Annotated in this window: 13 protein-coding genes; 12 read left to right on the plus strand and 1 reads right to left on the minus strand. The window is 65.9% G+C overall.

Annotated features, from left to right (window positions below; all coding sequences use genetic code 11):
* The 4 genes from HPA01S_RS22950 to HPA01S_RS22955 all read left to right on the plus strand — a co-directional run bounded on the left by HPA01S_RS22950 (nt 1) and on the right by HPA01S_RS22955 (nt 5197).
* Complete coding sequence (locus HPA01S_RS22950) at nt 1-936, plus strand: hypothetical protein (RefSeq protein WP_157084877.1); 936 nt, start codon at nt 1-3, stop codon at nt 934-936.
* Nucleotides 819-3104: a porin family protein gene (locus HPA01S_RS02790; RefSeq protein WP_066266377.1), complete on the plus strand. Its 2286-nt coding sequence runs from the start codon at nt 819-821 to the stop codon at nt 3102-3104. Before HPA01S_RS22950 ends, HPA01S_RS02790 begins: the two co-directional genes overlap by 118 nt.
* 19 nt (nt 3105-3123) lie before the next feature.
* Nucleotides 3124-4179 (plus strand): OmpA family protein, encoded by a 1056-nt coding sequence (locus HPA01S_RS02795; RefSeq protein ID WP_066266380.1) that lies wholly within the window; start codon nt 3124-3126, stop codon nt 4177-4179.
* Between the two features lie 793 nt (nt 4180-4972).
* Entirely contained in the window at nt 4973-5197 is a 225-nt protein-coding gene (locus HPA01S_RS22955; protein ID WP_169801492.1) for a MarR family winged helix-turn-helix transcriptional regulator, read from the plus strand.
* Between the two features lie 183 nt (nt 5198-5380).
* Here the strand turns inward: HPA01S_RS22955 and HPA01S_RS02805 are convergent, their stop codons facing one another.
* Nucleotides 5381-5827, minus strand: a complete 447-nt coding sequence (locus tag HPA01S_RS02805) for a MarR family winged helix-turn-helix transcriptional regulator (RefSeq protein ID WP_066266384.1) — start codon at nt 5825-5827, stop codon at nt 5381-5383.
* A 113-nt stretch (nt 5828-5940) separates the two neighbouring features.
* Between HPA01S_RS02805 and HPA01S_RS02810 the strand changes: the two genes are divergently transcribed.
* The 8 genes from HPA01S_RS02810 (at nt 5941) to HPA01S_RS02845 (ending at nt 14646) form a co-directional block, all read left to right on the plus strand.
* A complete protein-coding gene (locus HPA01S_RS02810) occupies nt 5941-7119 on the plus strand; it encodes an ABC transporter substrate-binding protein (protein WP_066266386.1) in 1179 nt (392 codons plus the stop codon).
* Between the two features lie 14 nt (nt 7120-7133).
* On the plus strand, nt 7134-8222 hold the full coding sequence (locus HPA01S_RS02815; RefSeq protein ID WP_066266389.1) for a Rieske 2Fe-2S domain-containing protein: 1089 nt from the start codon (nt 7134-7136) through the stop codon (nt 8220-8222).
* Between the two features lie 6 nt (nt 8223-8228).
* Nucleotides 8229-9104, plus strand: coding sequence for a branched-chain amino acid ABC transporter permease (locus HPA01S_RS02820; protein ID WP_066266392.1), 876 nt, complete (start codon nt 8229-8231; stop codon nt 9102-9104).
* Nucleotides 9101-10096 (plus strand): branched-chain amino acid ABC transporter permease, encoded by a 996-nt coding sequence (locus tag HPA01S_RS02825; protein WP_066266395.1) that lies wholly within the window; start codon nt 9101-9103, stop codon nt 10094-10096. The genes HPA01S_RS02820 and HPA01S_RS02825 overlap by 4 nt, the downstream gene beginning before the upstream one ends.
* The gene (locus HPA01S_RS02830; RefSeq protein WP_066266399.1) at nt 10093-10878 is read left to right on the plus strand and encodes an ABC transporter ATP-binding protein; all 786 of its coding nucleotides are present in this window, start codon (nt 10093-10095) and stop codon (nt 10876-10878) included. Before HPA01S_RS02825 ends, HPA01S_RS02830 begins: the two co-directional genes overlap by 4 nt.
* The gene (locus tag HPA01S_RS02835; RefSeq protein WP_066266401.1) at nt 10875-11606 is read left to right on the plus strand and encodes an ABC transporter ATP-binding protein; all 732 of its coding nucleotides are present in this window, start codon (nt 10875-10877) and stop codon (nt 11604-11606) included. The genes HPA01S_RS02830 and HPA01S_RS02835 overlap by 4 nt, the downstream gene beginning before the upstream one ends.
* Before the next feature lie 75 nt (nt 11607-11681).
* A complete protein-coding gene (locus HPA01S_RS02840; RefSeq protein ID WP_066266406.1) occupies nt 11682-12653 on the plus strand; it encodes a PDR/VanB family oxidoreductase in 972 nt (323 codons plus the stop codon).
* 64 nt (nt 12654-12717) lie between these two features.
* A complete protein-coding gene (locus HPA01S_RS02845; protein WP_066266407.1) occupies nt 12718-14646 on the plus strand; it encodes an FAD-binding monooxygenase in 1929 nt (642 codons plus the stop codon).
* The last annotated feature ends 51 nt before the right edge of the window (nt 14647-14697 follow it).

Here is a 14697-nt window from a genome sequence, read left to right on the forward strand (position 1 = left end):
ATGCGACCTGCAATCACCTCCGTTCTGCTGCTTCTGCCGCTGAGCATGGCGCTCGCGCAGAGCGGCACCATCGACCCGCGCTTCAAGCCCATGGAGATGGGCAGCGATCCGGCGCGCGGACCGGGTGCAACGGCCTTGCCCGAGCCCACCACCGCACTGCCGCTGGCCGCCAGTTGGCGCGCCGCCAGCCTGGCCGACAGCGGGCAGCTGGTGCTTGAAGTGGCCCAGGACCAGGTGCACGCCGACGGCCGCTCGGTGGTGCTGCTCAAGCTGCGCCTCTTCGACCGCGACGGCAACGCCGTGACCACGCCAACCGACGTCACGGTGAGCACCAATCGGGGGCGCGTGCGCCTGCCGGGCGCGGCCATCGATGAGCCACCGCGCCAGTCGCTGCGCGCCTCCGTGCGGGGTGGTGAAGCTGTGGTCGAGCTGGTCGCTTCTTACGAACCGGGCGATGCCGAACTGCAGGTGCAGTCGGGCAACGTGGTGGTGCGTGGCAACGTCGGCATGGTCGCCGAGCGCCGCCCGATGATCGCAGTCGGTGTGGTCGAAGGCACCATCAACCTCAACCGCCTGGAGGCCTCCCAGATCAGCCCGGCGCGCGAAGACGATGGCTTCGAGCTGGAGCTGAAGCGCCACACGAACAGCTTCGACAACGGCAAGGGTTCCATCGGCGCACGCACCGCGTTCTTCCTGAAGGGCGTGGTCAAGGGCGAGACGCTGCTCACGCTGGCCTACGACTCCGAGAAGGAATCGCGCGGCCGCCTGTTCCGCGACATCCAGCCCGACCAGTACTACCCGATCTACGGCGCTCGTCGTTGCGCGGCTTCGACGCCCAGTCGCGCCAGCGCCTCTACGTGCGCGTGGACAAGGGACAGTCCTTCGTGCTCTTCGGCGACTTCAACACCGGCACCGGCGGCCCTGCGCGCGAGCTGAGCCGCATGAACCGCTCGGTCTCGGGCCTGCAGTTGCACCACGAGGGCGAGACCTTCGAGGCCAACGCCTGGGTGGTGCGCGACAACGTTGCCCAGGTGGTGGACGAACAGCCCGCCCGTGGCGTGTCCGGCCCGTACCGGCTCTCCAGCAGCGAGGGCATCTCGGGTTCGGAGAAGGTCGAGATCCTCACGCGCGACCGCAACCAACCGTCCATCATCCTGCGCACCGATCCCATGACACGGTTCGTGGACTACGAGTTCGAGCCCTTCGCGGGCAACATCGTGTTCCGTGCGCCGATCCCGTCGGTGGATGCCAACCTCAACCCGATGTCGGTGCGCGTCACCTACGAAGTGGAGCAGGGCGGTCCCAAGTACTGGCTGGGTGGCGTGGATGGCAGCTGGCGCATCACGCCGGCGCTGGAAATCGGCGGCAGCTACGTCGAATCGCAAGATCCGGCGAACCCCTACACCTTGAGCGGCCTGAACGCCACACTGCGCCTGGGTGCGCAAAGCTGGGCACTGGTGGAAGTGGCACGCTCCGACCGGCAGGCCCTGGGCGACAGCGGCAAGGGCGATGGCGCGCGGGTTGAACTGCGCCACCAGGGCGAGACGCTGGATGCCCGCCTGTGGGCCGGCGAGACCGACCGCGAGTTCCACAACATCTCTTCTTCCTACAACGGCGGCCGTGCGGAAGCCGGCGCCGTGGCGACATGGAAGATGACGGAGGACTGGTCGCTGCGCGTGGACGCCATGCGTTCCGAAGACAAGAACATCGAAGCGGTGCGCGAGACCGCCTATGTGGGTGCGCAGTACCAGCTCACGCCGAAGTGGGTGGTGGGCGTGGGCCTGCGCCACGTGAGCGATGACGGTGGCGTGCCCAATGCATCGTCCGCCTCCGGCGTGAACATCGGTGGCAACGCCGGCTTCACGCCCTTCCAGGTCAACGCCCCGCTGTTCGCCGCCACACCCGGCCAGACGCGCAGCTACGACGCGCTGTCGATCAACGCGCAAGGCCAGCTCACCGACCGGCTCACCGTGCTCGGCGAATACGAGCAGGACGTGTCCAACTCGGGCGGCCACCGCATCACCCTCGGGGCGGACTACCGACTGAACGAGCAGTTCCGCGCCTATGGCCGCGCCGAGGTGTCCGACGGTCTGGGTGGCGTCAACGGCCTGGCGGTGGACGGGCGCGAAACCGCACTCGTCGCCGGCCTCTCCAGCGAGACCATCCGCGACGGCGAGATCTTCAACGAGTACCGCCTGCGCGACGCCATCTCGGGTGAAGACGCGGTCAACGCCATCGGTCTGCGCCAGACCTTCCGTGTGGCCGAGGGCGTGCGCTACAGCGCGAGCATCGAGCACCAGAAGGCGCTGGCCGGCGAGGCAACGTCGGCCACGGCCATCACCGGCGGTGTCGAGCTGAGCTACGACCCCAACTGGCGCGCCACCGGCCGGCTGGAGTGGCGGCGCGACAACCGCCACGACGCCTGGCTCTCCACGCTGGGCACCACGGTGAAGATCGACCGCGACTGGTCCTTCCTCGCGCGCAACACCCTCTCGCTGCAGCAGGCGCGCCGCGCCGACGCCTATGACCAGTGGCAAGACCGCTTCCAGATCGGCGCGGCCTACCGCCAGACCGACCTGAACCGCGTCAACGCACTCGGCCTGTACGAGCTGCGTGCCGAGAAGGACGAGAACCCCGGCGTTGACTACCGCCGCACCTCGCACGCCGTATCGCTGCACGCCGACTACCACCCCAGCCGCCCCTGGTGGCTCACCGGGCGGCTCGCGGGCAAGCGGGTGAACGAGCAGTTCCCGGGTGGCGTGAAGTCGAACTACACCGCCTACCTGGCTGGCGGCCGGATCACCTGGGACCTGTCCGAGCGCTGGGACGTGGGCATGCAGTACCACATGATGTGGAGCCCGCAAGGCAATGCGCGCCAGGACTCGGTCGGTGTCGAAGCCGGCTACCTCATCAAGTCCAACCTGTGGGTCTCGGTCGGCTACAACGTGCGCGGCTTCCGCGACGACGAACTGACCGGCGCGTCGTACACCCGCAAGGGCGTGTACCTGCGGCTGCGTTTCAAGTTCGACGAGACCTTGTTCCGGGGCTCCGATCCCCAAACCAACCGCGCGCTGAGCCCGATGGCTTCCGTCGCCCGTCCTTGATCTGTTGCGAGACCATCCCATGAACGCACCACGTTTCCTCTTGTCCCTCCTGGCAGCCGCCGTCGTGACGGGCTGCGCCGTCACCGACCCGCGCGCCACCGACCGCGCACCCGGCGCCGTGCCGCCTTTTGCAGAAGCCGCACGCTCCACCGACGAGGCACAGCGCAGCGACCACCGGGCCATGCAATCCGTGCAGAACCGCCTGGCCGCACTGCAAAAAGACGGCCGCGTGGCCGTGACCAGCTACCCATGGGCCAAGGCGCAGTGCTGGCTCGACATGGCACGGCAGAACTACCATGAGAACGACCGCGGCCCGGTGATCGGCGAGGCCCTGGCCGAATCGGTCAAGCTGGTGGAGGCGCTGGAGAAGGGCGAGACACCGGCGGTGAGCACCCCCTTGATCGGCGGCGCCGTGAAGCTGCGCGACGACCTGTGGGCGCGTGCCGAGCGCGGCCGCACGGGTGCGGGCGCGTCCTGTGTCGCGGCGCAGGCCGCATGCCTTGAGGTGCAACTGGTGGCCATGGGCCACGAGTACGCAGAAGGCGGCTGGCGCCACGCCAATCCCTACATCGGCATGGCGGAAACCATGGCCGCGCGCATGGAAGCCGATCAGGCCAACTGCGCCGCACCCGCCGCGGCCCCGGTGGCGGCCGTGCCGGCGCCGGTGGTGACCGAACGGGTGGTGGAGCGCCTGGTGATCGCCACCGACGCGGTGTTTGCCTTCGACCGATCCGACCTCCAGGACGTGGGTGCCAACGGCCGCGCGCGGCTCGACCAGATCGCAGCACGCGTCAAGAATTTGCAGAACATCGAGCGCATCGTTCTCGTGGGCCACACCGACCGTCTGGGCGATGCCGGCTACAACCAGCGCCTGTCGTTGAAGCGCGCCACCACCGTGCGCGACCATCTGGTCCAGCGTGGGCTGGATGCTTCGCTGTTCGCAGTGGAAGGACGCGGCGCGAGTGAGCCCGTGCGCCAGTGCGCCGACAATCTGTCCCGCCGCGAGCTGATCGACTGCCTGAAAGACAACCGCCGCGTGGAAGTCGAGATTCGCGGCACCGTGGTGAAGCGCTGAGCGCTGCAGCGAATCAACTGGCGGGGCAGCGGCTGGGCTGCCTGCGCCACCTCAAGCTGAGCCGCTGTCTGCAGTGACTTTGTGGCCTTGATTGGCAGCGAGGTGGAGCGCCGGTCGGCATAGGCATCGAACATGCAAGAGCGCGCGCACCTGGCATGGCGCGGCTCTTCATCACCCGCCCGCAGGTGCTTTCTTGCGGTGTTGCGAACCAGGCCCGTGCGTCTGGAGATCTCGCGATTGGACACTTGCGCGCGCAATGCCCCGAGCCGCGTCCCATGTGAAACCAGTGGTATGAAACCGCTCCTCTGGCCTTCGGCGCCCGCCCGGTCGGTGCGCCTGTGGTTTTGAAAAAATTGGGTGCCAGTGCACTGGCCATCACCAACCCCTTTACGCGCCCTGCGTTCTTCGAGCTCAACCGCTCATGGCTGGCCAAGCGACGAGCGCGGCCTCGACCAAGACGAAGAGACGCCGGCCGCGGGCGATATCTGCTGCCACATGGTTCTGTTTTTCGAGAGGGCTCCACTCCGAGCACGGAGAGAATCTGGGCGGTGATTTCGGCGAACGCGCCTTGTGCAATGCCTCCTGGTCGCGCATGTTCATACTGAACGCGCAAAAAGGCAGGCCGCGCTCGGGCTGTGGCGGCAAGCTTGCTACTTCACTTTGCCGTATCGCATGCGGCACTCCCACCCGTGACCAAAACCGCCCCTACCGTCAAAGCCACCGACGCTTCCCGCCGTGATGCGGCGTCCCTGCTTTCGCATCTCTGGATGTCGTGCCTCCCCGCCTTACGCTGGTGCTCGACAAGCTGGATGAGCGTCGCTTGATCACGCGCACGCCCAGTGAAGACGACAGGCGCAAACGCTTTATTGCGCTCACCAGTAAGGGCGTCGCACTTGTCGAAGAAGCCGGTCGGGTCGCCGACCATATGGAACGCGAACTCCTTGAGCACCTTTCTGACTGCGAACGGGCATCGCTCTTTCGCCTGCTCAAAAAGGTGACGAAGTACCGGGCGCCTTGAACTCCGGGTGCTGGCGTCTGGTGCTGTGAAACGCGCCTCGCCGGCCCAAGCAGTTTGAAGCGATTGAAAGCAGCTGTGCTTCAAGAGCGATCCCGGAGGCGTCGGAGGCCGCTGATTCCGAGCAATGCCGAATCGGCGACAGGGCCAATGCCAAGCTGACGATTCGAGCTCGCAGCCGATGCCCTAGGCGGCGTGCGCCTCGATGAGCTTGTGCATGAGCCGCATGAGTTCCTTGCGATCCTTGGGTGGCAACGGTTCAAGGAACAGCGCTTGCGAACGCAACATGGGTGGTACCACCTTGGCCAGCAGTTGCTCCCCTTCGGCCGTGGCCGTGACCTGACGAACGCGTTTGTCGGTTGGCGACACCTCGCGCCTCACCAGACCCCTTGACTCGAGACGGTCGATCACGCTCCCGATGGTCGAGGTGTCGAACCCGATGGTGCGCGCCAGCGTGCCCTGGTCAATGCCGGGTGACTTGCAGATGGCTTGCAGCGAGGAGTACTGCACCGGGGTGACGTTGATGTCTCCCATTTCCTGCGTGAAGAGGGCGACCGCGATCTGGTGGATGCGCCGCGCGTAATGGCCGGGCAGATCGTTGAGGTCGACTTCAAGGTGCGAATTGCGTTTCATGGCGGTCCCTGGGGTTAGTCCTCATTTTATGGGTCCTGAAAAGACTTATACTGAAGTTCAGCACACTGAAGTTAAGTACTCTTCTTATTTCTTCCGACACACAGGAGAACCCCATGAACATTCGACTCCGTTTGCACCACCTGGCCATCGCGGCCGGGTTGGTGGTCTCCAGCACGCTGTTGCCTGCTCAGGCCCAGACCGCACCGGTCAAGGTGGGTCTGGTGCTCTCGTTGACGGGACCGTTCGCTTCGACGGGCAAGCAGATCGAATCGGGTGCGCGGCTCTATCTCGCCCAGCATGGCGACGTTGCGGCCGGGCGAAAGATCGAGTTCGTGATCAAGGATGACGGTGGCGTTCCCGACCAGGCCAAGCGCATGGCGCAGGAGATGGTCGTCAATGACAAGGTGGATGTGCTTGGCGGTTTCGTGCTCACGCCGCTGGCGCTGGCCGTCGCACCGATTGCCACCCAGGGCAAGACGCCGGCCATCGTCATGTCGGCTGGCACTTCCAGCGTCATCGACGCGTCGCCGTATTTCGTTCGGGTGAGCTTCACCTTGCCCCAGAACTCGGTCGGCGTGGCCGAGTGGGCGCCCAAAAACGGCATCAAGAACGTGGTGACGCTGGTCAGCGACTACGGCCCGGGCATCGATGCCGAGGTGTCCTTCAAGAAGCGCTTCGAGGCGCGCGGCGGCGTGGTGAAAGAGGCGATCCGGGTGCCGGTGCGCAACCCTGACTTCTCGCCTTTCCTGCAGAAGGTCCGGGATGAGAAGCCCGACGCCGTTTTCGTCTTCCTGCCGGCGGGGGTGGGCACCCAGTTCATGAAGCAGTTCGCTGCGCGCGGGCTGGACAAGGCCGGTATCCGGCTGATTGGCACGGGCGACGTGACCGAGGACGACATCCTCAACGACATGGGTGACGTGGCAATGGGTGTGGTCACCTCCCATCACTACTCCGCTGCGCATCCATCGCCAGAAAACCAGGCGTTCGTCGAAGCCTTCAAGAAGGCCAATGGTGGCAAGCGGCCCAACTACATGGCCGTGGCGGGTTACGACGGCATGCGGGTTCTTGTGCACGCACTGAAGGCCACGCAAGGAAAAGGCGGAGAAGCGCTGCTGAATGCGATGAAGGGGCAGTCCTTCGACAGCCCGCGTGGCCCCGTGGAGATCGACGCACAGACGCGCGACATCGTCCAGAACGTCTACATCCGCCGCGTGGAGCGCAAGGATGGTGAGCTCTACAACGTGGAGTTCGATGTCATGAAGGCTGTGCGCGACCCGGGCCGCGGCAACTGAGCAAGGAGAACAGAATGAGCTGGTTGAAGAACGCTTGGTACGTCGCAGGTTTCCAGAACGAGCTGGACGATGCCAAGGTGGTGGCGCGCACTTTTCTGGGTGTGCCGGTCGTCATGATGAGGCACTCGGATGGCCGAATCACCGCGCTGGAGGACATGTGCCCGCACCGCTTGATGCCGCTGTCCGCCGGCAAGCGCGTCGGGGACGAGCTGGAGTGTGCGTACCACGGCATGCGGTTTGGTGTGACCGGCATCTGTACCCTGGCGCCCGGACAGACGCATATCCCGACACAGGCCTGCGTGCGCAACTATCCCCTGGTGCAACGCCATGGCCTGCTCTGGATCTGGATGGGCAAGCCCGAGCTGGCCGCCCCCGAGCTTGTGCCCGACATCCGCTGGAACGACCATCCGGCATGGACGCCATCGAGGGGCTACCACCACGTCGAGGCCAGTTTCCAGTTGTCAGTGGACAACCTGATGGACCTCGGCCACGAAAGCTGGGTGCACTTGCGCACCATCGGCCAGGACGACGAGGAGGTGATTCCGAACTACCCGGTCAAGGTCACGGTGAAGGGCGAGGGCCTGCTGCATGCGCACCGCGAGATGCCGAACATCGATGCGCCACCGTTCTTCGCGATGCTGCTGGAACACCAGGGCAAGATCAACCGCTGGCAGACCGCCGTGGGCCTCGCGCCATCGATCTGCATGACCGACTTTGGTGTGTATCCGGTGGGCAGTTCTCCGGACGGCGCCTATCGCAGCCATGTGCTGCACCTGCTCACCCCCGAAACCGAAAAGACCACCCACTACTTCTGGTCTGTCGCACGCAACAAGCGCCTGGGTGACGAAGCCTTGACGCAGGCGGTTTGCAAGGCCATCGAGCAGACCTTCGACGAAGACGCGGTGGTCCTCAAGATTCAGCAGTCCCAGATGGAGAAGTTCGGCGGACCGGTGCCGCGTGTTGCGCTGAAGGTGGATGAAGCCCCGATCCGCGCGCGCCGGATGCTGGAGGCACTGGTAAAGAAGGAGAGCGAAGACCCGAACTTCGTCTACCGCCCGCAGCTGATGATCGACGACACAACGCCAGAACTGGCCATGGTGTAGGCGCACATGTTGACCATTCTGTTTGACGGCCTTGCCTACGGCATGCTGCTGTTCGTCCTGGCCGTGGGCCTGTCCGTGACCATGGGCTTGATGAACTTCATCAACCTTGCGCACGGCGCCTTTGCCATGGTGGGCGGCTACACCACGGTCCTGCTGCTGCAGCGTGCCGACATGCCCTTCCTGCTGTGCCTGCCCATCGCCTTCCTGGTCGCCGCCGCGCTGGGTGCGGTGCTGGAAGGCACGCTGTACCGGCGCCTTTACCGCAGAACCCACCTGGACCAGGTGTTGTTCTCGATCGGCCTGGTGTTCATGGCCGTGGCCGGCTTTGACTACTACTTCGGCTCCTCGCCGCAGAACGTGCAGTTGCCGGACTGGCTGCTGGGCCGCATCGAGATCGGCACCGACGGCGCCACCCTGGCCATGGGCCACTACCGCCTGTTCATCATCGTGGTGTGCGCGGCGGTGACGCTGGCGCTGCAGTGGATGCTGACGTCCACGCGCTTTGGCAGCCGCTTGCGTGCCGCGGTGGACGATCAGCGTGTCGCCGCCGGCCTGGGCATCAATGTGAACGTGGTGTTTCTCTCCACCTTCGCGGTCGGCTCGGGTCTGGCGGGCCTGGGCGGCGCACTCGGTGCGGAAGTGCTGGGGCTCGACCCGACCTTTCCGCTGAAGTTCATGGTCTATTTCCTGATCGTGGTGGCCGTGGGCGGCACGTCGTCCATCACCGGGCCGTTGCTGGCCGCTCTGCTGCTCGGCGTGGCCGACGTGGCGGGCAAGTACTACATCCCCAAGATGGGCGCCTTCATCGTGTATGCGCTGATGATCGCCCTCCTGCTCTGGCGCCCCAACGGCCTCTTCGTGCGGCAGGGGAGGTCGGCATGAGCGGGGTTTCCATGGCGCAGAAGGCGCTGCTCCGTTCTTCCCGGTGGCGGGGGTGGGAGTTCGTGTTGTGGGGGCTGGCGTTTGCCTCTCCGCTGCTGATGCCGCAGCACGCCCCCGCCATCAGCGAGATCGCGATCGTTGCGCTGTTCGCCGTCTCGCTCGACCTGGTGCTGGGCTACGCGGGCATCGTGTCGCTGGGCCATGCGGCCTTCTTTGGCCTGGGTGCCTACGCCGCGGCGCTGTTTGCCAAGCATGTGCACCCGGACCCGGCCCTGGGGTTGTTGATGGGCACCTTGCCGGCGCTGCTGCTGGGCTTTGTCGCCAGCTTCACGATCCACCGCGGAACCGATCTCACCCGCGTCATGGTGACGCTGGGCACATCGCTGATCCTGCTTGAAATGGCGAACAAGCTGGACTGGCTCACGGGCGGCGCCGATGGCCTGCAGGGTGTGGTGATGGCGCCGGTGCTTGGGCGTTTCGAGTTCGACCTCGCTGGCCGCACCGCCGCCTACTACGCCCTGGTGGTCCTGTTCATCGGCTTCCTGCTCGTGCGCCGCGTCATGGCGTCGCCATTCGGCCAGTCCATGAAGGCCATTCGCGACAACCGCCTGCGTGCCACGGCCATCGGCATCCCCGTCAACGCGCGGCTCACGGCCATCTACACCTTGGGCGCGGCGCTGGCCGGCACGGCGGGGGCGCTGCTGGCGCAAACCACCGCGTTCGCTTCGCTGGATGTGTTCGAGTTCCATCGGTCCGCCGACGTGCTGCTGATGCTGGTCATCGGTGGTGTGGGATGGCTGTACGGCGGCGTGCTCGGCGCCATCGTGTTCAAGAGCCTGCATGTGGTGGTCTCGGGCATCACGCCCCAGTACTGGACGTTCTGGCTGGGCCTGTTCCTGGTGGTGCTGGTCGTCGTCGGTCGTGAGCGCCTGGTGCGCCCCTGGCAGGCCATCGTGGCGCGGCCAGCCGGTTCGGCGGGAGGTGGCGCATGACGGACGTGGTGTTGGCCGCAGAGGGCCTGGTCAAGCGGTTTGGTGGCATCACCGCCACGGGCAACGTCAACCTGCAGCTTGAACGGGGTGCCCGCCATGCGCTCATTGGCCCCAATGGCGCGGGCAAGACCACGCTCGTCAACCTCTTGACCGGGGTGCTGGATCCGACCGAGGGCCGGATCGTTCTGGAAGGCCGCGACATCACCCGGCTGCCCCCGCATGAGCGTGTGCGGCGCGGACTGGTGCGCACTTTTCAGATCAACCAGCTGTTTCCGTCGATGACGCCCCTGGAGACACTCGCCCTGGTGGTCGCGCAGCACAGCGGGCAGGGCGCGAGCTTCTGGGCGCCGCTGGGCCGGGACCGATTCGTGGTCCGGAAGGCCGAGCGCCTGCTGCAGCAGTTCCATCTCGAAGAGGTGGCGCACGTGGTCACGGAGAAGTTGCCTTATGGCAAACGCCGGCTGCTGGAGATCGCCATCGGCCTGGCCTGCGAGCCGCGCGTGCTGCTGCTGGACGAACCGGTGGCCGGTGTGCCCGCCGGCGAGCGCGACGAGATTCTGCGCACGGTGGCCTCGTTGCCCGAGGATGTGTCCGTGCTCCTGATCGAGCACGACATGGACCTCGTGTTCAGCTTCGCCCGCAGCATGACGGTGCTCGTCAATGGTTGTGTCCTCACGGAGGGAACGCCCGATCAGATTGCGCACGATCCTCGCGTGGCCGAGGTGTACCTGGGCCACGCCCAGGAAGAAGACCAGGACGAAGACCAAGAGGAGCACGCATGAGTGTCTTGCTGCAACTGGACCAGGTGTCGGCCGGATACGGCGAGGCGGTGGTGCTGCATGCCGTGTCCTTCGCATTGAAGGAGGGCGAAACGCTGGCCCTGCTGGGGCGCAACGGCGTGGGCAAGTCCACCCTGATCGACACCCTTGCGGGCGCGACGCGCCAGCATGGTGGACGCATCAGCCTGTCGGGCAAGGCGCTGCACGGTCTGTCGTCGCATCAGCGTGCGGCGGCAGGCATTGGCTGGGTGCCCCAGGAGCGCAACATCTTCAAGTCGTTGACGGTGCACGAGAACCTGACTGCGGTGGCCCGCCCGGGACGGTGGACACCGGCGCGCGTGTACGAGATGTTCCCGCGCCTTGCGGAACGCAAGACGAACCTGGGCACGCAGCTGTCGGGTGGAGAGCAGCAGATGCTGGCGGTGGGCCGTGCGCTGGTGCTCAACCCGCGCGTGCTCCTGCTCGACGAACCGCTTGAAGGGCTTGCGCCCATCATCGTGGAAGAGCTGCTGAGAGCCATCCGGCGCATCACGCGGGAGGAGGGGGTGTCTGCCATCGTCGTGGAGCAGCACCCACAGGCGATTCTGCGTGTCAGCGATCAGGCGGTGGTGCTGGACCAGGGTTCGGTGCGCTTCGACGGCCGCGCGCAGGAGCTACTGGACAACCGCGAGAAACTGGACGCCTTGATCGGCCTCGCCAAAGGCCACAGCGACGCGCGCCATGCCAGTTGAAATCCGCCGGGCTCCCTTCGCGCTTTTGCGCCTTTGCGCCTTTGCCCTTTGTCCTCATTTTTTGATGTTTGAATGATGAGCTCGTCTCCCCCCGCACTTCGGGTCCGCGTTGCCGGCAAGTCGATGGCTGCGCTCGACATCGCCCTGTTCGACCTGGTGGCCGAGGATGGCGCTGCGCTGCCGCCGTTTTCGGCCGGTTCGCACGTGGATGTGTTTCTGCCCAACGGCCTGGTGCGCCAGTACTCGCTGTGCAACGACCCGGTGGAATCCCACCGCTACCAGATCGCGGTCTTGAAGGACGCGGGTGGCCGGGGCGGCTCCTGCGCCATGCACGGTGCGGTGCACCTGGGCGATGCGTTGTCCATCAGCGCGCCGAAGAACCATTTCCCGCTGGCGCACGCGGCCGAATCGTCTCTTCTCCTGGCGGGCGGCATCGGCATCACGCCGCTGCTGTGCATGGCCGAACGGCTTTCCGCCATTGGCCAGCCGTTCAGCATGCACTACTGCGCGCGCTCCAGCGAGCGCATGGCGTTCGTTGAACGCATCCGCGGCGCGCGCTTTGCGGAGCAGGTCGCGTTTCACTTTGACGATGGCGCCGCCGAGCAGAAGCTGGACATCCCGGGCCTGCTGCAAACGCCCGCCAGTGGCGTGCACCTGTACACCTGCGGGCCCAAAGGCTTCATGGACGCCGTGTTGTCTGCGGCGCGCCAGGCGGGTTGGCCCGAACATCAGCTGCACAGCGAGTTCTTCAGCGCCGAGCCGATCAGGAAGGCCGACGATGGGGGCTTTGAAGTGCAGCTGGCCAGCTCCGGCCGCGTGATTCCGGTGGCCGCAGACCAGAGCGTGGCCGCGGCCCTGGCCGCCGCCGGCGTTCCTGTGGCCACCTCGTGCGAGCAGGGTGTGTGCGGCACCTGCCTGACGCGTGTGCTGGAGGGCGAACCGGACCACCGGGACATGTACCTCACGCCCGACGAGCAGGCCGCCTACAACCAGTTCCTGCCGTGTTGTTCCAGATCCAGGAGCGCGCGCCTGGTCCTCGACCTTTGAACCGCCCCATCCCGGAATCCCTGAAACTGTTCTCTTACAGCCCTCTCTTTTCTTCTGACGCACCATGCAATTCCATCTGAATGGCTTTCGGCCTGGCGATCCCCTCATCCTGGACGCCGCCCCTGGTTCCACCCACGACGCGGCCACGCTGCCGGCCGAAGTCGACGTGCTGATCGTGGGCAGCGGTCCTGCGGGCCTCACCCTGGCTGCGCAGCTGGCCGGCTTCGATGGCATCCGGACCTGCATCGTCGAGCAGAAGGAAGGCCCGTTGCAGCTCGGGCAAGCCGATGGCATCGCTTGCCGGACGATGGAAATGTTCGAGGCCTTCAACTTCAGTGAAAAGGTGCTGAAGGAAGCGTGCTGGATCAACGAGGTGACCTTCTGGAAGCCGGATGCGGCGCAACCGGAACTCATCCAGCGCCATGGGCGTGTGCAGGACACCGAGGACGGGTTGTCCGAGTTTCCCCATGTCGTGCTGAACCAGGCGCGCGTGCACGATTTTTACCTGGAGCTCATGCGCAACTCACCCACCCGCCTGGAGCCGCACTATGCACGCCGCTTCCTGAGCCTGGACGTGGACGCATCGGCCGCAGACCATCCCGTCACCGTGCGCCTGGAGCGGCTGCAGGGCGGGCAGGTGGTGGGCGTGGAAACCGTGCGGGCGCGCTACGTGGTCGGCTGTGATGGTGCCCGCAGCGCGGTGCGCAAAGCCATGGGCCTGCAGCTGGTGGGCGACTCGGCCAACCATGCGTGGGGCGTCATGGACGTGCTCGCCGTGACCGACTTTCCGGACATCCGCTTCAAGTCCGCCGTGCAGTCCCTGCATGGCAACCTGATGGTCATTCCCCGCGAAGGCGGTTACCTGGTGCGCCTGTATGTCGAGATGGACAAGCTGGCAGAAGACGAGCGCGTGGCCAACCGGAACATCAGCCTGGAGCAGCTCATAGCGGCGGCCCAACGCATTCTTCACCCCTTCAAGCTGGAGGTGAAGGAGGTGCCCTGGTGGTCTGTCTACGAGATCGGACAACGCATCTGCGACCGGTATGACGATGCCGCCGGTACCGGCGACACCCCGGCGCAGACACCGCGCGTGTTCATCGCCGGAGACGCCTGCCACACGCACAGCCCGAAAGCCGGGCAGGGCATGAACTTCTCCATGCAGGACACCTTCAACCTGGGGTGGAAGCTGGCCGCGGTGCTGAAGGGCCAGGCCGCCCCCGGCTTGTTGAACACCTACTCCCAGGAGCGCCAGCCTGTTGCACAAGAGCTGATCGACTTCGACCGCGAGTGGGCGAAGATGTTCAGCGACCGGGCCCGGCAGGGCGCCGATGGCCTGCCCGAGGGCGGTGTCGATCCGGCCGAGTTCAAGCGGTACTTCGAACAGCACGGCCGCTTCACCGCCGGCATGGGCACGCACTACCGGCCGTCCATCATCTGCGGCGATGCCGGGCACCAACACCTGGCCAGGGGCTTCGTGGTCGGTACACGTTTCCATTCGGCGCCCGTGGTCCGCGTGTCGGACGCACGGCCGGTGCACCTCGGCCATGCCGGCAAGGCGGATGGACGCTGGCGCCTGTATGCCTTCGCCGGGGCGGGCGGTGTCGCCTCAGCCGAAAGCGGGCTCGGCGGGCTGTGCCGTTATCTGGAGACTGCGCCCGATTCGCCGCTGCGCAGGTTCACGCGCCCCGGTGATGATCTGGACAGCGTGTTCGATCTGCGCGCCATCTTCCAGCAGCCGCATCAGGGCCTGGATGTGACCTCGATGCCCACGCTGCTGTTTCCGCGCAAGGGACGCCTGGCCCTGCACGACTACGAGAAGGTGTTCAGCCCCGATCCGAAGCCGGGGATGGATGTGTTTGACCTGCGTGGCATCCACCGGGAGAGCGGCGCGCTCGTCGTGGTGCGCCCGGACCAGTACATCGCCCATGTGCTGCCCCTTGAGGCGCACGCAGAGCTGGCCGCGTTCTTCAATGCGTTCATGACCCCGGTCTGATCGCTGGCCTCTCGGCGCCGGTGAGGTGCCGGCCACGCAGTAGGAGCATGT

The organism is Hydrogenophaga palleronii NBRC 102513 (genome assembly GCF_001571225.1).
GTDB classification, from domain to species: domain Bacteria; phylum Pseudomonadota; class Gammaproteobacteria; order Burkholderiales; family Burkholderiaceae_C; genus Hydrogenophaga; species Hydrogenophaga palleronii.